This window comes from Acinetobacter sp. YH01005 (assembly GCF_013420465.1).
In the GTDB taxonomy this organism is placed as follows: domain Bacteria; phylum Pseudomonadota; class Gammaproteobacteria; order Pseudomonadales; family Moraxellaceae; genus Acinetobacter; species Acinetobacter amyesii.
This window is the reverse complement of sequence record NZ_VOYA01000013.1, coordinates 1-19,631: the sequence shown is the minus strand read 5'-3', so window position 1 is coordinate 19,631 and position 19,631 is coordinate 1. Positions and strand designations below refer to the sequence as shown.

Sequence of the window (19,631 nt, the reverse complement as noted above, 5' to 3'; positions counted from 1 at the left end):
CTAAGAAAGTTAGAGTACAAATATCAATCAAAAAGGTGCTCGTTTTTTGATTTATGCAAGATGTCTAATATAAATTATATTTATTCATTACATTCTCTTAGTACTTAATTTTTTATCAATATATCAATTAAATTTTACAAATTTTGATAAATATAATTTAAACGTATAGTTTAGAAATTAATAACACTAACATTATTTAATATTCGAGAGAAATACCAATGAAAACAATTGTTAAACTAGCTTTAATGACTTCAATGTTTATAAGTGCTAGTTACTCCCACGCAAACAATAATTCTAAGGTATTTAGTCCAATGGTTGACTTAAAAAACGCTAAAAGTTTTTGTGCTGGCAGATATACGATCCAATTGCCTAAAAATGTCGAGCAGATCGCTGGTGGTGATATATTCAACTCATTCCAAATCAAGAGTAAAACTGGATCATCCGTTGCTGAATTAAATGCTGAATATGCATCATTAAAAGATTACTTTACTAGTAAAGTATCTAAAATTACTTTGGACACAGAATTAAAAATATTTGGGTCTAAGTCAGTACGTATTTTCTCAGGGAAAGCTGGAACTATTGAAGGTGCTCCTTTACAGCTTCATTTTTGGGTCTTAGATCGGAATACATTGTTCAAGTTTGAGATCCCATACATGCCAGAGAAGAAAGGTCTAGTTTTTGATGAAATGAACAAGATCATTGCGAATATCAGTGCTCGCAACAACGATACAGTTCCTTCTGAGAAAGGTGTTTGTATCTTAAATGGATTTATTAAAGATTCTGATTCACAGTTCCGAAGAAGTACACATACGATTGCATTCAAAATGAGCGATATGCCATCTGTGAGAACAAGTATGCAAGTCGATGCTGTTGCTCATCAATTGCCAGATTTAATTACTCGCACAGAAAGCAATCTAAAACGTGATGGAATTCTTCATTTAACGTACACATCATTCAAAACAATCAGAAAAGGTACAAAAAACCAAACTAGTGGTGATCAACTCACTGGATCGGAATGGGTAAGCAAAGCTCCAATGAAAGGCAGAAATGGGATTATTGCAACTTGGGAACATGCAGGAACAGCTCAGAAGATTAATGATCCAGCGGTAAAGTATGAGTTTGATTCTGGATACGATGGAAGTAATGTTCGGACTTCAGACCTTTCAGAAAAAGAAGCCCTAAAAATATATGAATCAATTCTTGAAACAATAAAAAAATTCTAGGAATAATTATGACGATTGAAAAAACTCCTATTGATAGTACTGGGGGATTGCTTCAAGTCTGTTGTGACTCCAAGCACTAATAAAACTATTTGCAATGCCGTTATTGGGCCTAAATTGGTTGTGCCTATTATTTTTATACCGGGCATCATGGGCTCAAATGTTGAACCAATGGAATCTAAGAAAGTATGGTTCCCTGCAACCGAAAGTTATTGTCGGGCATGGTTATCACATAAAGTCAAAACGCCACCATCACACTATAAACAACAGTTTACACAGGCTGCTTGGCAGACCCTCTTTATGGATATAAAGCCTTGCACCCATTGAACTTGATTGCTTTGTACGATGGAAAGGCAAAGATTGATTTAAATAACAAATCTAAAAATCCGATAGTTTTTATAAAAAAGTTCGGTTTTACCTATGGTTTGATATGTCGTATTCTAGCTTCAACAGATAAGCAATCCCTGAAATGAGTTAGAGGAATATCAAATGAGTTTAATTAATACTGAAGTAAAACCATTTAACGCTACCGCTTACCAAGACGGTCAATTTATTGAAGTTTCAGAAAAAGACTTCTACGGTAAATGGTCTGTGGTGTTCTTCTATCCTGCTGACTTTACGTTTGTATGTCCAACAGAATTAGGCGATCTTGCTGATCACTATGCTGAATTCAAAAAAATGGGTGTAGAAATTTATTCAGTATCTACTGATACACACTTCACGCATAAAGCTTGGCACGATTCTTCTGAAGAAATTAAGAAAATCGAATACCCAATGGTTGGCGATCCAACTTGGACACTTGCGAAAAACTTTGATGTTTTAATTGAAGCGGATGGTCTTGCTGACCGTGGTACTTTCGTGATCGACCCTGAAGGTAAAATCCAAATCGTTGAAATCAACGCAGGTGGTATCGGCCGTGATGCTTCTGAATTGATGCGTAAAGTAAAAGCTGCTCAATATGTACATGCACACCCAGGTGAAGTATGTCCTGCAAAATGGAAAGAAGGTGAAGCGACGCTTGCACCATCGATCGACCTAGTGGGTAAAATCTAATTTGGTGATCCAACCGTAGATTTAAAAAAGCCAGAACTCAGTTCTGGCTTTTTTTATGGTCAAGAACATTAAACTAAATAGCCATCATGTTCTGGAGCATAGTCACGAATTCCATCGACTAAATAGTCAATTAATCTCTCCATGACTAGGCGCTGACCTTTACGGGAAGCGTATACCAATTGTACCGTACCGACATTTGAGCACCATTCGGGGAAGAGGTGAATTAAACGACCTGCCTCAATATCTGCTTGTACCGTTAAATACGGTAAGTCTGCGATGCCTAAACCATCGAGTACCGCATAATAAGCACCGGCTAAGTCATTGCTTTTAATTCGAGGTTGTAAGGCAATTTCAATCTGCTCTTGCTGTCCGGTATGATGCAAATGCCATTGATAGCGGTTTTTCTGTGTACCCAAAACGATACTCGGAAATTCTGTCAATTCGAAAATATGCTTTAACTCGCGTCCTTGTAAAAGATCTGGACTAATCACTAAGCAATGCACGGTTTTAATCACGTCACGTACAATAATGCTCGAGTCTTCATTTTTACTAAAATTGGTACGAATCGCTAAATCAATGTCGTCATGCAAGACATCTACACGGCGGCTAGACAGCTCAAGTTCGACCTGAACTTTGGGATGATCTTTTAAAAATTGATTTAACAAGGGGCGAATTTGATGTTCCATCATGACCGGTGGACAACTAATTTTAACCAAGCCTTCAAGTTCACTTTTTTGCTTCAGGAGCACCTGATGCGCACATTCAACTTGTTCGATCACTTTTATGCATTCTTCATACAATTCTTGGCCTAATGTCGTGACCTTAAAGTGTCGGGTAGAACGCTGAATAAGGGTGACATTATATTTGGCTTCGAGATCTAAAATGCGTCGGCTTAATTTTGATTTTGTTATATTTGATGCTTCACTTGCAGCGCTAAAACCTCCATGTTTCACCACCAAGTAAAAGTAGTAATAGTCATCAAATGAATGCATGGATCACCTTATGCAGTGAAAAATTATTTCAATTCAAATCATCATACGTCAATTTATACATCAGGTATAAAAAAAGCGGCTCGAAGCCGCTTTTTACTACTGAAGGATTATTTCTTTTCAGTATTTTGCGTATAGCTGTTGATGAGGTTGCGGTAGTCCGGTATATGGTTGCCGAAAAGCGCACCTAAACCTTCAATATCATTACGCCAGTCGCGGTGTAATTCACACGCGGTACCAAACCACGTCATAAGCTGCGCACCCGCTTGCGTCATACGTTGCCAAGCTGAGTCACGGGTTAAATGGTTGAATGTACCTGAAGCATCGGTCACCACAAAGACGTCAAAGTCTTCTTCTAAAGCAGACAAGGTTGGAAATGCAACACAAACCTCAGTCACTACACCGGCAATAATCAATTGCTTTTTGCCTGTTGCTTTGACGGCTTTCACAAAGTCTTCATTGTCCCAAGCATTAATTTGACCTGGGCGTGCAATATAAGGTGCGTCAGGGAACATCTCTTTGAGTTCTGGAACCAATGGACCGTTTGGACCTTGTTCAAAACTGGTGGTGAGAATCGTTGGAAGATTAAAATATTTTGCGGCTGCAGCCAGTGCGAGCACATTATTTTTAAATTTATCTGGATCAATGTCGCGAACCAATGAAAGTAGACCTGTTTGATGGTCAACTAAAAGTACCGCGGCATTATCTTTGTCTAAACGAACGTAAGGTTTGCCCCATTTTATTGTCCTCTTTCCTGTTTGCAACTACGCAGGATCAGATGAAATCTGCGTGTTAACTAGATTTAGAATAGTTGTAAAAATGAGACAATGAAATGGGTTTGAATGAGAAGCTCAATCATAAAATTGGGATAATTCATCGTTGTATATGACTTAAAGCTTAGAATTTCGAAATTAATGCTTGGTTTTGAGTGAGGTGCAGATTTTATGTCTGAGTATTGTTCTAATTTTGAGATATAGAATGCTATCTGGAAGATGGTCAGTAAGTATTTCAAAGCTTAAAATAAGCGCTATGTTCATCCTATCGTATGAATATAGGAGCTAAGAAATGAAAAAAGTAATTGGTGTTTATCGTAATCAGCAAATGCACTGGGTGGGCGATGGTTTTCCAGTCAAAAGCTTATTTTCCTATGATCGTCTAGGTCAGGCGATTAGCCCATTTTTGCTTTTGGATTATGCGGCACCTTATCAGTTCGATCCCACCACTGCACGGCATGGTGTAGGTTCACATCCACATCGTGGTTTTGAAACGGTGACTATCGCCTACAGCGGTGAAGTGACTCATAAGGACTCAAGTGGTGGTGGCGGCACAATTCAAACAGGCGATGTGCAATGGATGACCGCAGGGTCGGGTCTGGTGCATGAAGAATTTCATTCGCCTGAATTTGCTCAAGCAGGTGGTCTTTTTGAAATGGTTCAATTGTGGGTGAATTTACCGGCAAAAGACAAAATGACCCAGCCTCGTTATCAAGCGATCACACGCCAAGATATTCCTCGCATAGACATGGATGAAGGTGCAGGGCATATTCGGGTGATTGCTGGTGAAATGGGTGGTCACCTTGGGCCTGCACAAACCTTTAGTCCAGTGAATGTCTGGGATGGTGAATTGAAAGCTCAATATGAAACCACCTTACATGTACCTGAAGGGCATAACACCATTTTGGTGGTCTTGAAGGGTGAGGTTGTGGTGAATGAAAGCCATAAAGTTCAAGACAGTTCGATGGTCATGTTTGCCAAAGATGATATCGCCATTCAGCTACAAGCGTTGCAGGACACACAATTTCTGTTACTTAGCGGTGAGCCACTAAATGAGCCGATTCAAGGTTATGGCCCATTTGTGATGAATAGCAAAGCTGAAATTATTCAAGCCTTTGATGATTTCAATAACGGAAAATTTGGTGAAATTGCGCTAGCGCATGAGGCTTAAGTGAAATTCATGCCGTTGAAATAGCCGAAAAAAAAGCCTCTGAACAGTCAGAGGCTTTTTTATTGAGCGCTGTAGTATTTATAGTTGTCATGATTTAAATATCATTTTACTTTTTATAAATTGTGATGAATTTATCACTTTCTTATGTGGCGCATCTTAGCGAGACTTGGCTTTAAAGTAAACCGAAAGTTATAAAAATGGTTAATTTAATTGTTTGGTTTTATAGGGTAATTAAAATTTTAAAGAAAAATATGTTTAAAAAACAAAGCTTAAATTGTGTGCTTTTTGACTGTAAATATTTGTAAATTTAACTTAAAAACGGCTGTACTGAAATCCATACAAAAAGTGCGAATCTGGTATTTTTTAATAGCTATTTTTAACTTCTGATCAGTCATACTTTTAAACTGTGTTTTATAGATGGAAAAGAAAATTGGAAATTGCAGTCATCGGTAGTGGCATGGCTGGGCTGGCTACCGCAAGAATTCTTAAAGACGCAGGGCATAACATTACAATTTTCGAAGCTCTGCCTGGTCGTGGTATGGATAGCCACAGCACTGAGTTTGAAGGCGGCTTGATCGATGCCCCTTTGCGTGTGATGAATCCACACCTCTGGAAAAATACCTTAAGTTTGGCGACCCATTTAGGGATTAAAACCTTCCCCGTCCGTACCTATATGGCATGCAGTTGGCTATTTGAAGATCGTACAGAAACGTGGTTGACCACCAGTCGTAGCCGTATTGGTAATTTCCCAATTATTAATAACCGTAAAGGCTTACAACAATATGGCTGGCGTTTAGTCAAAGGAATGTTGCAACTCAAAGCCGCGATCACTCGATTTTTTAAATCAAAAAATCAGGACATCACGCTTGCCGAGTTCATTAATAAAAATGAAATTGAAGAAGTATTTTGGCATGGTGCGGTCATGCCAGTGTTGTATACCATTTGCACCTGTAACCCGAAAACGATTGGCGAATGGCCTGCTAAACCGCTGTTGATTTTCTTGCGTCAATTGACCAATGGCGATGCCTTGCTGCGTATCCAAGGTGGTACACCTGCGTTGGTTGATAAACTGATTGAAGGTTTAAATATTCAAAGTGGTACGGCAATTACCAAAGTGCACGAGCAAGACGATAAAGTCTTGGTGGAAACTGAGGCCGGAGCACATCATCTATTCGATCGTGTGGTAGTTGCGACACCAACCACCAAAACTGAAAAATTTTTAGATTCAACCCAGTTTGCTGACGATATTGAGCTCTTAAAGAAATTTAAATTTGAGCAAGGTCAGTTGGTGATCCACACTGATCAAACCGTGATGCCACCGAAGCGTAAAGATTGGTCTGTACTAAGTTATATGATGGATCGTAAATTTACCCGTCAGCAATTTACCGTATGGCTCAACTCAATCGAGCCGAGCTTGGTGGGTAAAACCCCTGTGTTCCAAACCTGGCAGCCAGTGACACCGATTGATCCTAAAAAAGTGATCTCTTCGGTCAGTTTGACACGTGCAGTGGTGGATTCACATACCGTGGCGCTGAATAAAGAGTTACAGCAACGACATTTATCCCCTGAGCGTAAAGTCTTCTTCTGTGGCTCATGGTCTTGTGACGGTCTGCCGATTTTAGAGTCTGCGGTAACGTCTGCTATGCATATTGCAGAAATTTTTGGTGCACCATTGCCGTTTGTAGGTTTAAAACCTAAAGTGGAGGTTGCCCCTCAACTCGGTTACTAACATGAAATGGCTTCAAGCAATTCGTCAGCACATCCCTAGCCATAAATATGCGATTAACAGTCGATTACTCGGAGATGATGCGGAGCTTGCTTGGAGCAATTTGGGCTATTGGGATGATGCAAAATCATCCTATCCTGCAGCCTGTCAAAAACTCGCTTTATATCTTGCCGAATCCATTCAATTAACATCTACAGATCGTGTTTTAGACCTTGGTTGTGGGCAGGGCGCGAGCTTGGTTTTTTGGATGGAACATTTTCAAATTCAAAACTTATCCGCAGTCGAATTGCAAACCGAATGTGTGGAAAAAATCCAAAAAAATTTAAATTCAAAAATCAAAATACAACAAGATTCATTTTTGAATTTAAAAAATATTTATCCACAAAACGCTATGGATGCAGTGCTGTGTATTGATGCTGCGTATCATAGTGATTTGAATTTATTGCTTTTATCAGTTGTTAATGTTTTGAATTCAAAAGGACGCTTTGCTTTTCACTATTTAATGTTGTCCGATACGTTTTTGAATTTAAATTCATTACAGCGACTGCAATATCAAAGTCTGTTGAAAGCAGCAGATGTGAATTTGAAAAATTTAAATTCAAAGCAAAATTTACAACACCAAGTGCAACAGGCAGGTTTCGAAAATATCCAGATTGAAGATATCAGCGAATTCGTATTTCAGGGTTTTGCCGATTATATTCAAGAACAAAAAAGTCAGACGAGCCTGAGTCATGTGGATCAATTCAAAATCAAGATGACGGCAAAATTGTGCGAAAAGTTGTATCGAGACGGGCTGATTCGTTATGTGCAGATTAGCGCGAGGAAGCCATAAAAGAGTGGCTCTAAAAACATCAAAGCCTCACTAAAAAGCGAGGCTAAGAAATGGTGCCGGCACACGGATTCGAACTGTGGACCTACTGATTACAAGTCAGTTGCTCTACCAACTGAGCTATGCCGGCGTTGTGGAATGCATTCTACAGATTTTTTGAAGTGGTGCAAGTTAAAAAAACAGCAAATCGAATGTAATTTATACGTTTGATTTATTCAGCATTCAACCGATGTTTGGCTCTAAAACCAGAGAAATAAAATTAGGCAATGTTTCGCCCACAAGATGTGGGCGAAAAAATAGGATGGATGCACGTTGTGTGCTATTTCATTCTTAAAATTTGGTCTAGATCCTGTGCGCATTCTTCAAGTGTATATGCCATCTCCAGTTGCATTTGCGGGCGGAGTTCATTGGCGAGCTTTCGCCATTCGTCAATCAGACGCTGTGCTTTTTGAATTTTATGTTTATTGATGTCTTTGGCAAGGGTTGGGGTATAGCCACCACGTTTGGCGTTCTTGATCTGCTTAACATAATTCTGGCTGTTATTCATGTTCTCTCCCGAATAGCAGTGATATATGAAAGGTGTTTTTTAAGTTTTTCGTTGATCAAGTTAAAAGTACCGCAATCGCGTTTCAGTTCTATGATGTTTAAATTAATGAATAATTTTTTGAATAGCACCTATATTGAGAGGATGATTTATTTTTAGCATAGGCTTAAGTAATTGTCTTTAGAATATAAAATTTGTATTTGTAAATAAACGTGTCTTTCTTACTGCCAATAAAAAATCCATAAGTCGTGCATTAGGAAAAAAACGTGTGATTTAAATCCATCAATCAGGACTTAAATACTGTGAAGTTATTGAGCTAAACAAATAGAAGATCAATTAGGGGAATATTTAATATTGAGAACAATAAAATTAAAAAAGGCCTAAATTTTATCAATTTAGACCTTCATTCTGCTTGGCATTGCAGTTTGTTCTGGCGGTGAAAGAGGGATTCGAACCCTCGAAACGCTATAAACGTTTACACACTTTCCAGGCGTGCTCCTTCAGCCACTCGGACACTTCACCTTTTGCGCGGTGGGATAATAGCGAAAAAAATATATTCTGCCAAGAGAAACAATTGAATTAGACAAAAACATCTTGAGCGGTGCTATGATTCGCAAAAATCCTGTCTAAATTGAAGACAATTATATGCAAAGTACTGCACAAAAAGCCGCATTGCCTGCCATCACCTTGGCAGCTTTGGGCGTAGTATTCGGAGACATTGGGACGAGCCCATTATATGCGCTGCGCCAATGTTTCCTCACAGCACATTTGGCGATTAGCGAAGCGTCTGTGCTGGGTATTCTGTCCCTGATTTTCTGGTGCATCATGCTGACGATTAGTTTTAAATACGTCAGCATCATCATGCGTGCAGATAACAATGGCGAGGGCGGTATTATGTCGCTGTTGGCCTTGAATCTACGAACCACACGAATTGCCGAAAACAAAAAAATTTACCTGATTGCCCTTGGCTTTATTGGGGCATCTTTGTTCTTTGGTGATGGGATCATTACCCCCGCAATCTCCGTGTTATCTGCGATTGAAGGTTTAAGTATTGCGACGCCGATGTTTAACCAATGGCTGCAACCCTTATCGATTGGTATTTTGGCGGGGCTATTTTTAGTGCAACGCCATGGCACAGGAACAATGGGTAAGTTCTTTGGTCCCTTGACGCTCATGTGGTTTTTATCCATTGGCGGTTTTGGACTATGGAGTATTTCGCAAACGCCATTTGTGTTGACCATGATCAGTCCACATTGGGCCTTCAATTTTGTGGTTCAGCAGCCTTATGTTGCATTCTTGACCATGGGTGCGGTCATCTTGACGATGACAGGTGGTGAGGCAATCTATGCCGATATGGGGCATTTTGGCCGACTCCCAATCCGCTTGGCATGGTTTATTGTGGTCATGCCGTGCTTGCTGTTGAACTATGCAGGCCAAGGTGCCTTGCTACTGCGTAATCCTGAAGCTTTAGCCAATCCATTTTATATGCTGATCCCTGAATGGGCATTGTATCCAATGATTGCTTTGGCGACAGCGGCCGCGGTGATTGCCTCTCAAGCGGTGATCACAGGGGTATTCTCTATGGTCAATCAGGCGATTCAATTGCGTTATTTGCCGCGTTTGACAGTGAAACATACCTCTGAAGTTGAACGTGGTCAGATTTATTTACCATTTATTAACTGGGCATTGTTTATCTCGGTGCTGATCTTGATCTTGCTGTTTGAAAACAGTGCGAACTTGGCCAGTGCGTACGGCGTAGCTGTGACCATGACCATGCTCTGCGGTACGATTTTGATCTCAGTTTTGGCTTATGGTTTATGGCGTTGGCCGGTTTGGAAAGTGGCAATATTTGCAGTGCCATTTTTATTGATTGATTTGATCTTTGTTGCATCGACATCATTAAAAATTGCAGCGGGCGGTTGGGTTCCAATCCTGATTGGTGCGGTATTGTTTACGATTTTAATGACGTGGAAAGATGGACGGGCATTGGTGCTCAATCGGCTCGGTAAAGATGCTTTGCCTATTGACCTGTTTATTCGCAGTGTCAGCATGGGTAGTGAAACCAAGTTTGTTCCAGGTGATGCCGTATTCTTGACAGGAACGCCTGAGATCGTGCCTCATGCCATGTTGCATAATATTAAGCACAACAAAGTTCTGCATGAACGCAATATTATGGTTACGGTCAACACCCGAGATGTGCCATTTGTACCCGAAAATGAGCGGGTGATCACGGAAAAACTAGATGATCGATTCTATCGAATCACGATGTTTTATGGGTTTAAAGATCAGCCGAATATTCCTGCCGCTTTGGAGCATGCGTATCGTGAATTGGGCTTTGAATTTGATTTAATGCAAATCAGTTTCTTTATTTCCAGAGACCGTATTATTCATACATTGGGTGAAGGAATGGCACCTTGGCGAGAAAAGCTGTTTATCTCTATGCAGCGAAATACCAGTCCAGTCAGCGATTTTTATCAAATTCCAACCAACCGTGTGGTTGAGTTGGGCAGTCAGATTGAAATTTAAGACGTAGATTGAACTTTTAGGCATAGATTTAAAAGTTAAACATGAAAAAGCCAGATCAATTCTGGCTTTTTTTATCTGTAATAATTGAATTTTTTTAGTCCAAAGACATAGAGATCATTCTGTTGCTTTTTCCTGGGAGGAGTATGCGAGCAAAGCAACAGAATGAAGATGTTGCGTTATTTCATCCTTGAAAATACGCTGATTAGTTGATTGTCGCGTCTACATCTGCAGAGGCTTCAGGCGCAGCTTGGATGGCTTCGTCAGCAACAGGTGCTTCTGGGTTGGCTTGAATTGATGCATCTGCAGGATTTACACTTTGAGTCTCAGGTGCTGCCATAAAAGCATCTTGTTGTCCTTGAGGAGCTTCAGGCAATGCAGCCAATGCACTATCGGCATTGACTGGCGCTTCTGCAGAAGAGGCAATGACGGGTGCAGCGTTGTTATCCGCTGATACGGCTTCAGGTGCTTGCTGTGCTGTTTCCACAGGTGCTTCAGTTACCGCGGCTTCAGGTGTATTGGCCACTGCTGTTTGTTCAGTTGGAACGGACTGCTCTGTAGGTGCAGCAGCTACACTTTGCTGTTCATTTGCGAGTGCATTTTCCGCTTCAGTTACTGCTTGTTCAGCATTTGCAGGGACTGCAGGGGCATTCGGATCGATTTGGTTTGCCTGAGCCTGTTCAGGGTTTAAGGGCTGTTCTGTTGCAGCGGCATTGACTTGTCCGGCAGGAGCTTCAACCAATTGAACTTGGCCACTTGAAACTAAGTCCTGAATGGAACCAGGTTGACCATTCACGGTGGTCACAAATTTGACTTTAGATAAGCTTTCTAATGTATCACCGGGTTGAATCGGCGGCTCTGCAAATGCTGCTGCGCTCATTAAACCTGAAATTAAACCTAAACCTAAAATTTTAGAATGCATAATCACTCCGTATATTTTTATCGCAATTTTTCGTATTTTTACCTTGTCATAATTCTTGAGGCGAATTCAATGAAACATACGCAACTGCTTCATGACCTCCTATAAAGAACTGCACAACTGCGACATAAAGTTACATCAACTGCTGCTTTGTTAAACAATATTTGTGTGATTGTTAAGCAAATTAAAAAAGAAAAGTGTACTAAAATTTGCACCCTTGCTAAGCTGCGGAAAAATAGTCCTTTTAGAAGTCATTGTTGTAAGTCATGGTCAAAAAGAAACGCAATTCAGCAAATCCGCTTTCACAGTTATTTGGGCAAAATGGCATAAAAGTGCTGTTGGGTCTGGTGGCAACAGGAAGCTTTGCTATTGCTTTCGGGCAAGAAAAAATTCAACAACTTGTTTCTATGAGCAGCACTTCAAATAGCGCCTGTTTGGACCAATTTTATCGTGAAGTGCCACCTTATTTGGTCCGTGAAAGCCTACATAAAAACAGTTTTCCACTGTGTTTTAATGGCTTTAATGTCATGTATTCGGGGATATCCAAGACACCGCTTTGGGTTGCAGAAGCATTAACCCCCGCACGACTGAGTCAAAAAATTCCGCGTGAAGATAACTTTCATGAAGAGACTCGCGTGCCGTCTGAATATCGGGCTTTGCTTTCAGACTATAAATCTTCAGGCTATGACCGTGGACACATGGCGCCAAATGCCGATATGCCCAATAAAGCTGCGCAGTTAGATAGTTTTTCTTTGGCCAATATGGTGCCGCAAGCTCCAAAAAATAATCAGCAAGTGTGGCGTGAGTTAGAAGAAGCCACACGGGCGATAGTGACCAAACAAAAGCAAGATGTCTATGTGGTAACGGGGCCGGTATATAGTGCGAAAAAATTAAAAACCATCGGGCAAGGGGTCATCGTGCCGACCGCTACTTATAAGGCGATCTATTTGCCGAAAAAAGGTGTTGCAGGCGTGTACTATGCGGACAATACCTTGCGTGATACGGCACCGACAGTCAAAGTCATGAGTATTTGTGCGCTAGAAGAACTGACTGGAATTAATTTCTTTCCAGAATTAACTGAAGACCAAAAGCGTAATACCTACCGTTTGCCACTCAAAGCCACCCAAGTAAAAGCAAATCAAGATATCGCTTATTTGCATTGGGATGCTGAAAGCCAGTGTGCTGCAGATGTCGCAGAAGACAAGATTTTAAGCTTGCAAAAAGACTTTAAATCGAGTGGTGGTTCTGTGGGCGAGTCATCCACGGCAAGCAGTGGAAATGACAACAATCAAGATGCCTTGGTCAAACAATTGATTGAAGAAATTCTGCAATATCTGATACAGATTTTGAAATAATCGAGCAGATAATAGCGCTGAACGGCGAGTGATGAAGAAGATCATTGCTTGCAGTTGAAATCTTTTTCACGTATTTCTATTGCTGCATCACTACAACAAAAAAGAAGGATATCCATCATGTTCAAAGCATTTGAAAATGACACTGCGTCGCATGCAATTCATGACTTAACACTAGAAAATGGCCAAGATCGAATTAATATTTATGGCAACTTACAGGTGACGAAAGACCAAGCGGGTTTAGCTGCAGCGAAAGCTTTACAGGCATTTTTCAATGATGTGGTGACAACGCTTGAGGCGGATACCAACTTAGCTGAAAAAATAGTGCAGGGCGGTGAAGAAAACGAAGTGGAAAATCCATTTCTTTAATGTTGTTTCACCGGCTGTCGAAGGAAGCAAAACTCAATTCGGGATGAATGAAAAAAGCTCACAGATTGTGAGCTTTTTTTGTGGCGTATTTTTCTATTTATGCATCTTTTGTCATCAGTTTATAGATGACAGCACCAATCACCGCGCCAATGATAGGGGCTACCCAAAACAGCCAAACTTGTGAAAGTGCAGCAGTTTCAGCAAAGAATGCCACACCCATACTACGAGCTGGGTTGACCGAAGTATTGGTGACGGGAATGCTGATGAGATGGATCAATGTAAGCGCAAGACCAATCGCAATTGGGGCAAATCCGGCAGGAGCACGTTTATCCGTTGCTCCCATGATCACAATCAGAAAGCCAGCCGTCAGCACAATTTCAATGATTAATGCTGAGAGTATTGAGTATTTGCCCGGAGATAATTCACCATAGCCATTGGTGGCAAAACCGCCGACACCGGTAAATCCGGCCTGACCTTGTACAATGATGAATAGAATAAATGCGGCGAGGGTTGCACCCAGCAATTGAGAAATAATATAGGGTGCTAGTTCTTTCGCTTCAAAACGACCACCGGCCCACAAGCCGATACTCACGGCAGGGTTAAAATGTCCCCCTGAGATATGACCCAGCGCATAAGCAGCCGTTAATACGGTTAAACCGAAGGCCAGTGCCACGCCTGCGAAGCCAATGCCAAGTTCAGGAAAGGCCGCAGCCAAGACCGCACTACCACAACCACCAAAGACCAGCCAAAACGTACCGATCAGTTCTGCTAAATATTTATTCATTTAAAATTCCATTTGTTTTTGTCATTTGGAATAGATTTTCAATCTTTCACTCAGCATGAGTGCAATATAGTTGTGAAGTGTTGTTTTATTCATTTATTGAATATGCATAGCTTTAATGGATTTTGCTGAAAATCACAATATATAAAATGATAACTGCGTCACATTTTAACTTGCTGCTTCAATTTGCGATAAGCGCCATTGCTGTGGGGTTAAATTTCGCCATTGTTTAAAAGCACGTTGAAATGCACTCTGTTCTGAATAACCCAGCAGTAGCGCAATTTCCTGCAAACTTAAATGTGGGTCTCTTAAAAATTCTTCAGCCATCATACAGCGGACCTCCTGCATGCGTTGCTGATAGGTGCTGCCTTGTTGTTGTAAATGGCGTTGTAATTGTCGGACGGACAGATTCAGTTGATTAGCGACATGTTCAATTTGGAACTGATTTTTTTGTAAACCCATTAAGATGGCTTGCTGTAAGCGTTGGTCGATTTGCGTGGTATTCGGCAGCTTTTCCAATAAAGACTGTGCCTGTTGCATTAACAGTTTTTGTAAGGTCTGATCGCCTTGGGAAAAGGGGCGAGACAGTTCTTGAATGGGAATAATAACCTTCGACTTTTCTTGGGAAAATCGAACTTTACAGCGAAAATATTGTTCATACTGAGCGACATTTTTCGGTGCAGGATTATGAAAATGCACTTCGTGTAAATTGATATCTTCAAAACGCATGAATAATTTTAGAAACTGCAGCATTAAGGCAATCGCAATTTCATCGGTCAATTGATTGGCCATATTCATGGGTAAATCATTCCAACCGATCGAGAAAAAATCATTTTGAATATCAATCAGCAATGGACTACCATCGAAGATTAAGCGATGAAAATCATGGTAGCGGAGCAGCGCTTCGCCTAAGTTTTCACAGGACAGGGCAATATACGCAATGATGCCAATATGTTTGGGTTGCACATGTTCTGCAATTTCTAAACCCAGCGCTGGCTTTTGGATCTTTTGATCCAAATCCATCAATAAATCACGCCAAACGGCATAATCAAAACGTTCTAAGTTTTGAACTTTATTCAGTTTTTCAGGAATAGCAATGCCTTGGGCTTGGTGATAAGCATAGAGCAAATGGCCCAGTCCTCCATAGACCGATCCTGTATAGTCCTTGAGTTGTTGCATATTTTTTTAATTCTAAATTTTGTCGTGTTTTGTCAATAATATTAAAAAAAACGGTCAATATCTAGCTCTTTTCATTACCTATAGTGGAGCTAAGAAAAGGAGATATTGGTCATGTTAAAAGGTTTTATTGCAGGGTTGGTCGTCGCCAATGCCTTTGAATGGTTCGCACATAAATATGTTTTGCATGGGACGCATCGGTCAGGCAAGCCACGTTTTAGTCCAGTACCGAAAAGCATGAAATCACATTGGGAACATCATCGTGAAATTCGAAAAACAGATTTTCATGATCATGGTTATGTTGAAGGTGTACAGAACTGGCGCACGAAAAATGAAATATTGTCACTGGTGGCAGTTTCAGCTGTATTTGTCCCGCTGTTTTATCCCATTTCCAAAGGAATAAGTTTGTCGGTGCTGTATTGCGCAGGGAATTATTATTATATCCATCGTCGCGCACATCTTGAGCCAGAGTGGGCGATGAAAAAGATTCCATGGCACTATGACCACCATATGAACTCAAATCAGGATGCCAATTGGTGTGTGACTAAGCCGTGGTTTGATTATATTTTAGGGACGCGGGTGATCTCCTCGGCAAAATTACAGGAACAGAACCCATTGGGTGTGTTACTACCGACAGCGATTGCGAAACCATTGTCACACTGGGTCAATCGGGTATTTCCTGCAAAGTGGGTCGCTGAGCGTGAAAAGCCAGTTGCACTTCTTGAAACGGTCTAATATGAATGCACTGTGCGTTTTGACAACGAGCGTTGCTACCCATTTGAGCTGTCGCAATTTGTCAATAAATTATGAATCTACTGTCAATCAAATACAGTGTAAATGCCCTATATTTAAATCATCAAAAGGCTTGTACACGACGAGTTGATTGATGAAGTTGCTATGTATATTTTTTCATTTGTTTTAAGTATCAGACCAAGTGCTGTAGTTTTTCTTGGTTTATAGGAGCCGACAAGGCTCCTTTTTTTATGTCTATAGTAAATCAATTGCATGGGCGATGCTCTGCTACAAATCAATGGCGTTGCATCAAAAACACCAAAGCAAAAAAAAGAGCGAATCATCGCTCTTTTTCAATCTTCATTGAAAACAAGCCCATTAAAGACGCATTTCAATGCCTTGTTCTGCTAGATATTTTTTCGCTTCAGGAATGGTGTGTTGACCAAAGTGGAAAATAGAGGCTGCAAGCACCGCATCTGCACCGCCTTTTAAAATACCATCGGCCAAATGTTGTAGATTACCGACACCACCAGAAGCAATGGTTGGAATGGTCACACGGTCATTGATATTACGCATCAGTTCAATGTCATAACCGGCTTTGGTTCCATCGGCATCCATCGAGGTGATAAGTAATTCACCTGCACCGAAGTCCGCCATTTTTACTGCCCATTCGATGGCATCGATACCGGTTTCTTTACGACCACCGTGGGTGAAAATTTCCCATTTATTGTCGCCAGTTTTTTTCGCATCAATAGCAACCACAATACACTGTGCGCCAAAACGCTGAGAGGCTTCTTGTACAAATTCAGGGTTATAAATAGCCGCAGAGTTAATCGAAACTTTGTCCGCACCCGCATTTAATAACAGGCGGATATCTTCTACTTTACGCACGCCACCACCGACTGTTAATGGCACAAATACAGACTCAGCCATACGCTCTACCGTACGGTAAGTGGTATCACGACCATTTGAGGTTGCGGTAATGTCTAAGAAGGTAATTTCGTCCGCACCTTGTTCGTTATAACGGCGTGCAACTTCAACTGGATCGCCTGCATCACGAATATCAAGAAATTGAACACCTTTCACTACACGACCGTTGTCCACGTCGAGGCAAGGAATAATACGTTTAGCAAGCATAATTTTTTCCAAAAATAACAGCCGATTATGAAACTTCGCGACTTAGATGCTACACCTTAGTAGTCGGAGCGGTTATTCTATCAAAAATATGTAAGTTTTTTCGCAGGTTTTCTATGTCGGTTTATACCACTTTGACTTTAAAGGAAGTTCAGGATTTTGCAGCACCTTATGGACTGGAGGTGATTGACCTGATTCCGATTCAAGGCGGTATTCAAAATACCAACTATTTTATTGTTTGCGAAAATGGCACGCAGTATGTATTAACTGTTTTTGAAGAGATGGACGAGCAAGGTGCAGGGGAACTGGTCCCTGTACTTGAACATTTGGGGCAGGCTGGTCTAGCTGTGCCTGTACCGCTGAATCATTCGGGTAAAGCGATTCATAGCTTAAAGGATAAACCTGCACAGATTGCGCCACGCATGCAAGGTCAACATCCCATGCCTGCGAGCTTAGCGCAAGCAGAAGCGATTGCTGTAGCCCAAGCGAAAATGCATGTGGCTTTACAAGATTTCCCTTTGGAACGTGCAGAATATCGTGATCATGCTTATTGGTTACAAGTTTCACGTGATATTCGTCCAACATTAAATGAAGCAGATACCACGTTACTTAACAATCTGTTGGGCTTATATGACATCTTAACGGCGATGTATCCAGACCGTCCTACCGGTTTTATTCATTCTGATCTGTTCCGTGACAATACTCTATTTGAAGGCGATCAACTCAACGGCATTTTAGACTTTTATGAGTTAAATAAAGACGAACTCTTGTTTGATATTGCTATTACTTTAAATGACTTTTGTACTGAATATCCGGATGTACATTTGAATGAAGACAAAGCCATTGCCTTTTTAAATGCCTATGAAAGCGTGCGTCCATTAACCGCAGATGAAAAATCATGCCTAGAGTTATATTTGGCAATGGCGGCGGGTCGCTTCTGGATGATGCGTTTACAGGTGGCACAGAAAAATGCGGCAGAAGGCCGTACAGGGGATGATATTTTGCAGAAAAACCCTGCTGAAATGCGTAATATGCTGATTGAACGATTAAAATTCGTCACTGCATAAATTTTAAAAACAACGAGGGGGAAAAGCATGCGTGATCAAGGACGCTTAGTAGAATGGTTTGATGACAAGGGCTATGGCTTCATTCAACCGAACGATAGCACCAAAGATCGCGTATTTTTGCACATTAAAGATTTTTCCCGTCCCGGCCCACGACCAATCGTGGGCTGCGCGTTGGATTATGCTGTGATCTTAGACGAACGCGGACGCTTTCGTGCACAGCAAGTGCATTATTTAAAAGCCTCACAAACCAAAGCTACACAACGCCCTAATAAAAAAAATGTGGTGCAGATGCCGCGTCAGGCAGAGCCGATGCAAATCTTGTGCATCATTTATATCCTCGCCTTGGCGGGTTTGTCTGTGGCGGGTTTACTCAGTGGCATGGTGCTGCTTTTTGTGAGTATTATCAATGTCCTGACCTATTGGTTCTACGCTCAAGATAAAGAAGCTGCGCAAATGGGGAACCGACGCGTGCCAGAAAATACACTGCATCTTTTGTCTTTTTTAGGTGGGTGGCCGGCGGCATGGCTGGCTCAGCAACGTTTGCGGCATAAAACACAAAAACAACCATTTCGAAAAATATATTTCTGTACTATAGCCTTTAACATATTACTGATTTTATGGCTGATTTCACCATTTAATATCCTGCATATCTAGGGTGGAATGATCCGCAAAATCATCATGACGGAGAGCGAAATGAATTATTCCATTGATAAAGATCCAAACCGCCTGCTCACGATTATTTTGTATATTCTTTATATTGTGGCGATTTTTTCTGCCGGCTTGCTTGCGGTCCTCGCGTTGATTATCAATTACGTCAAACGCAGTGATGTGCGCGGCACGATTTTTGAAAGCCATTTCACTTGGCAGATTCGCACGTTTTGGTGGTATCTCATTTGGAACATCATTGCTTTCGTGCCTTTTATTTTTCTGTTCTTTACCGGCAATAATGCCAATGCTTTTGCAGGTGTAGCACTGGGAGCGAGTACCTTCTGCGTCACGGTAATCGGACTGTCTTGGTTATGGATTGTGTACCGCGCGATTAAAGGTTTAATCCGTGTCAATGACAACCGACCGATGTATGAGTAATGCGAGTTTAAAGATTTTTAGCATAAAAAATCTTGGCATCAAAAAAGCGACCTAATGGGTCACTGCTGTCCCATAGTTTGCTTTAAATAAAAAAACCTGAGTCCTAACAGTTAAAATATGAGTGCAAACAAACACTTTAACGACCAGGATTCAGGTTTTGTCACATCAGAATACCGTATTTCATGAG

19 protein-coding genes and 2 tRNA genes are annotated in these 19,631 nt (G+C 41.0%); 12 read left to right on the top strand and 9 right to left on the bottom strand.

Annotated elements, in window-relative coordinates:
- Positions 1-218: 218 nt before the first annotated feature.
- Together FTT72_RS10455 and ahpC are read left to right on the top strand one after the other, a co-directional pair.
- Entirely contained in the window at positions 219-1,223 is a 1,005-nt protein-coding gene (locus FTT72_RS10455) for a T6SS immunity protein Tli4 family protein (protein WP_180002755.1), read from the top strand.
- A gap of 486 nt (positions 1,224-1,709) precedes the next feature.
- Complete coding sequence (gene ahpC / locus FTT72_RS10450; RefSeq protein ID WP_078190520.1) at positions 1,710-2,273, top strand: alkyl hydroperoxide reductase subunit C; 564 nt, start codon at positions 1,710-1,712, stop codon at positions 2,271-2,273.
- Positions 2,274-2,341: 68 nt separating this feature from the next.
- Here ahpC and FTT72_RS10445 read toward each other — a convergent pair whose 3' ends face one another.
- Both FTT72_RS10445 and ycaC read right to left on the bottom strand, forming a co-directional pair.
- Positions 2,342-3,265 (bottom strand): LysR substrate-binding domain-containing protein, encoded by a 924-nt coding sequence (locus FTT72_RS10445; RefSeq protein ID WP_180178329.1) that lies wholly within the window; start codon positions 3,263-3,265, stop codon positions 2,342-2,344.
- Between the two features lie 107 nt (positions 3,266-3,372).
- Positions 3,373-4,005 carry an isochorismate family cysteine hydrolase YcaC gene (gene ycaC / locus FTT72_RS10440; protein ID WP_180025950.1) on the bottom strand — a complete coding sequence of 211 codons (633 nt, stop codon included), beginning with the start codon at positions 4,003-4,005 and terminating at the stop codon, positions 3,373-3,375.
- A gap of 322 nt (positions 4,006-4,327) precedes the next feature.
- On the opposite strand from ycaC, the gene FTT72_RS10435 reads away from it, so the two are divergent.
- The 3 genes from FTT72_RS10435 to FTT72_RS10425 all read left to right on the top strand — a co-directional run bounded on the left by FTT72_RS10435 (position 4,328) and on the right by FTT72_RS10425 (position 7,764).
- On the top strand, positions 4,328-5,206 hold the full coding sequence (locus tag FTT72_RS10435) for a pirin family protein (protein ID WP_180025915.1): 879 nt from the start codon (positions 4,328-4,330) through the stop codon (positions 5,204-5,206).
- Positions 5,207-5,636: 430 nt separating this feature from the next.
- The gene (locus FTT72_RS10430) at positions 5,637-6,935 is read left to right on the top strand and encodes an FAD-dependent oxidoreductase (protein WP_180178328.1); all 1,299 of its coding nucleotides are present in this window, start codon (positions 5,637-5,639) and stop codon (positions 6,933-6,935) included.
- A gap of 1 nt (position 6,936) precedes the next feature.
- Entirely contained in the window at positions 6,937-7,764 is an 828-nt protein-coding gene (locus FTT72_RS10425) for a cyclopropane-fatty-acyl-phospholipid synthase family protein (RefSeq protein WP_180178327.1), read from the top strand.
- Positions 7,765-7,815: 51 nt separating this feature from the next.
- Here FTT72_RS10425 and FTT72_RS10420 read toward each other — a convergent pair.
- The 3 genes from FTT72_RS10420 to FTT72_RS10410 form a co-directional block, all read right to left on the bottom strand.
- Positions 7,816-7,891: transfer RNA gene (locus FTT72_RS10420), tRNA-Thr, on the bottom strand.
- A gap of 189 nt (positions 7,892-8,080) precedes the next feature.
- Complete coding sequence (locus FTT72_RS10415) at positions 8,081-8,308, bottom strand: hypothetical protein (RefSeq protein WP_078190515.1); 228 nt, start codon at positions 8,306-8,308, stop codon at positions 8,081-8,083.
- A 428-nt stretch (positions 8,309-8,736) separates the two neighbouring features.
- Positions 8,737-8,827: transfer RNA gene (locus FTT72_RS10410), tRNA-Ser, on the bottom strand.
- A 123-nt stretch (positions 8,828-8,950) separates the two neighbouring features.
- Here FTT72_RS10410 and FTT72_RS10405 point away from each other — a divergent pair.
- A complete protein-coding gene (locus FTT72_RS10405) occupies positions 8,951-10,831 on the top strand; it encodes a potassium transporter Kup (RefSeq protein WP_078193161.1) in 1,881 nt (626 codons plus the stop codon).
- Between the two features lie 202 nt (positions 10,832-11,033).
- Here FTT72_RS10405 and FTT72_RS10400 read toward each other — a convergent pair whose 3' ends face one another.
- A complete protein-coding gene (locus FTT72_RS10400; protein ID WP_180178326.1) occupies positions 11,034-11,750 on the bottom strand; it encodes a hypothetical protein in 717 nt (238 codons plus the stop codon).
- 263 nt (positions 11,751-12,013) lie between these two features.
- Between FTT72_RS10400 and FTT72_RS10395 the strand changes: the two genes are divergently transcribed.
- Both FTT72_RS10395 and FTT72_RS10390 read left to right on the top strand, forming a co-directional pair.
- On the top strand, positions 12,014-13,102 hold the full coding sequence (locus tag FTT72_RS10395) for a DNA/RNA non-specific endonuclease (RefSeq protein WP_180178325.1): 1,089 nt from the start codon (positions 12,014-12,016) through the stop codon (positions 13,100-13,102).
- Positions 13,103-13,219: 117 nt separating this feature from the next.
- Positions 13,220-13,468 (top strand): hypothetical protein, encoded by a 249-nt coding sequence (locus FTT72_RS10390; RefSeq protein WP_180110436.1) that lies wholly within the window; start codon positions 13,220-13,222, stop codon positions 13,466-13,468.
- Between the two features lie 97 nt (positions 13,469-13,565).
- Here FTT72_RS10390 and aqpZ read toward each other — a convergent pair whose 3' ends face one another.
- On the bottom strand, positions 13,566-14,252 hold the full coding sequence (gene aqpZ / locus FTT72_RS10385; protein WP_180178324.1) for an aquaporin Z: 687 nt from the start codon (positions 14,250-14,252) through the stop codon (positions 13,566-13,568).
- 165 nt (positions 14,253-14,417) lie between these two features.
- Positions 14,418-15,428 (bottom strand): AraC family transcriptional regulator, encoded by a 1,011-nt coding sequence (locus FTT72_RS10380; RefSeq protein WP_180178323.1) that lies wholly within the window; start codon positions 15,426-15,428, stop codon positions 14,418-14,420.
- A 111-nt stretch (positions 15,429-15,539) separates the two neighbouring features.
- On the opposite strand from FTT72_RS10380, the gene FTT72_RS10375 reads away from it, so the two are divergent.
- Positions 15,540-16,160 (top strand): hypothetical protein, encoded by a 621-nt coding sequence (locus FTT72_RS10375; protein ID WP_180178322.1) that lies wholly within the window; start codon positions 15,540-15,542, stop codon positions 16,158-16,160.
- Positions 16,161-16,535: 375 nt separating this feature from the next.
- Here the strand turns inward: FTT72_RS10375 and hisF are convergent, their stop codons facing one another.
- A complete protein-coding gene (gene hisF / locus FTT72_RS10370) occupies positions 16,536-17,297 on the bottom strand; it encodes an imidazole glycerol phosphate synthase subunit HisF (protein WP_320109244.1) in 762 nt (253 codons plus the stop codon).
- A 110-nt stretch (positions 17,298-17,407) separates the two neighbouring features.
- On the opposite strand from hisF, the gene FTT72_RS10365 reads away from it, so the two are divergent.
- Genes FTT72_RS10365 through FTT72_RS10355 form a run of 3 tightly spaced genes read left to right on the top strand, consistent with a single transcriptional unit; the run spans position 17,408 to position 19,444 of the window.
- Positions 17,408-18,358, top strand: coding sequence for a homoserine kinase (locus FTT72_RS10365; RefSeq protein WP_111884520.1), 951 nt, complete (start codon positions 17,408-17,410; stop codon positions 18,356-18,358).
- A 27-nt stretch (positions 18,359-18,385) separates the two neighbouring features.
- A complete protein-coding gene (locus FTT72_RS10360; RefSeq protein WP_180022370.1) occupies positions 18,386-19,012 on the top strand; it encodes a DUF1294 domain-containing protein in 627 nt (208 codons plus the stop codon).
- Between the two features lie 39 nt (positions 19,013-19,051).
- Positions 19,052-19,444 (top strand): hypothetical protein, encoded by a 393-nt coding sequence (locus FTT72_RS10355; protein ID WP_168378990.1) that lies wholly within the window; start codon positions 19,052-19,054, stop codon positions 19,442-19,444.
- Positions 19,445-19,631: the final 187 nt, after the last annotated feature.

Excerpts from the sequence above, each read along its gene's own strand:
- FTT72_RS10365 (WP_111884520.1), top strand. The coding sequence starts at position 17,408 with ATGTCGGTTTATACCACTTTGACTTTAAAGGAAGTTCAGGATTTTGCA.
- FTT72_RS10425 (WP_180178327.1), top strand. The coding sequence starts at position 6,937 with ATGAAATGGCTTCAAGCAATTCGTCAGCACATCCCTAGCCATAAATAT.
- FTT72_RS10405 (WP_078193161.1), top strand. The coding sequence starts at position 8,951 with ATGCAAAGTACTGCACAAAAAGCCGCATTGCCTGCCATCACCTTGGCA.
- FTT72_RS10390 (WP_180110436.1), top strand. The coding sequence starts at position 13,220 with ATGTTCAAAGCATTTGAAAATGACACTGCGTCGCATGCAATTCATGAC.
- FTT72_RS10400 (WP_180178326.1), bottom strand. The coding sequence starts at position 11,750 with ATGCATTCTAAAATTTTAGGTTTAGGTTTAATTTCAGGTTTAATGAGC.
- FTT72_RS10435 (WP_180025915.1), top strand. The coding sequence starts at position 4,328 with ATGAAAAAAGTAATTGGTGTTTATCGTAATCAGCAAATGCACTGGGTG.
- FTT72_RS10395 (WP_180178325.1), top strand. The coding sequence starts at position 12,014 with ATGGTCAAAAAGAAACGCAATTCAGCAAATCCGCTTTCACAGTTATTT.
- FTT72_RS10455 (WP_180002755.1), top strand. The coding sequence starts at position 219 with ATGAAAACAATTGTTAAACTAGCTTTAATGACTTCAATGTTTATAAGT.
- FTT72_RS10380 (WP_180178323.1), bottom strand. The coding sequence starts at position 15,428 with ATGCAACAACTCAAGGACTATACAGGATCGGTCTATGGAGGACTGGGC.
- aqpZ (WP_180178324.1), bottom strand. The coding sequence starts at position 14,252 with ATGAATAAATATTTAGCAGAACTGATCGGTACGTTTTGGCTGGTCTTT.
- FTT72_RS10415 (WP_078190515.1), bottom strand. The coding sequence starts at position 8,308 with ATGAATAACAGCCAGAATTATGTTAAGCAGATCAAGAACGCCAAACGT.
- FTT72_RS10355 (WP_168378990.1), top strand. The coding sequence starts at position 19,052 with ATGAATTATTCCATTGATAAAGATCCAAACCGCCTGCTCACGATTATT.
- FTT72_RS10360 (WP_180022370.1), top strand. The coding sequence starts at position 18,386 with ATGCGTGATCAAGGACGCTTAGTAGAATGGTTTGATGACAAGGGCTAT.
- FTT72_RS10445 (WP_180178329.1), bottom strand. The coding sequence starts at position 3,265 with ATGCATTCATTTGATGACTATTACTACTTTTACTTGGTGGTGAAACAT.
- ahpC (WP_078190520.1), top strand. The coding sequence starts at position 1,710 with ATGAGTTTAATTAATACTGAAGTAAAACCATTTAACGCTACCGCTTAC.
- FTT72_RS10375 (WP_180178322.1), top strand. The coding sequence starts at position 15,540 with ATGTTAAAAGGTTTTATTGCAGGGTTGGTCGTCGCCAATGCCTTTGAA.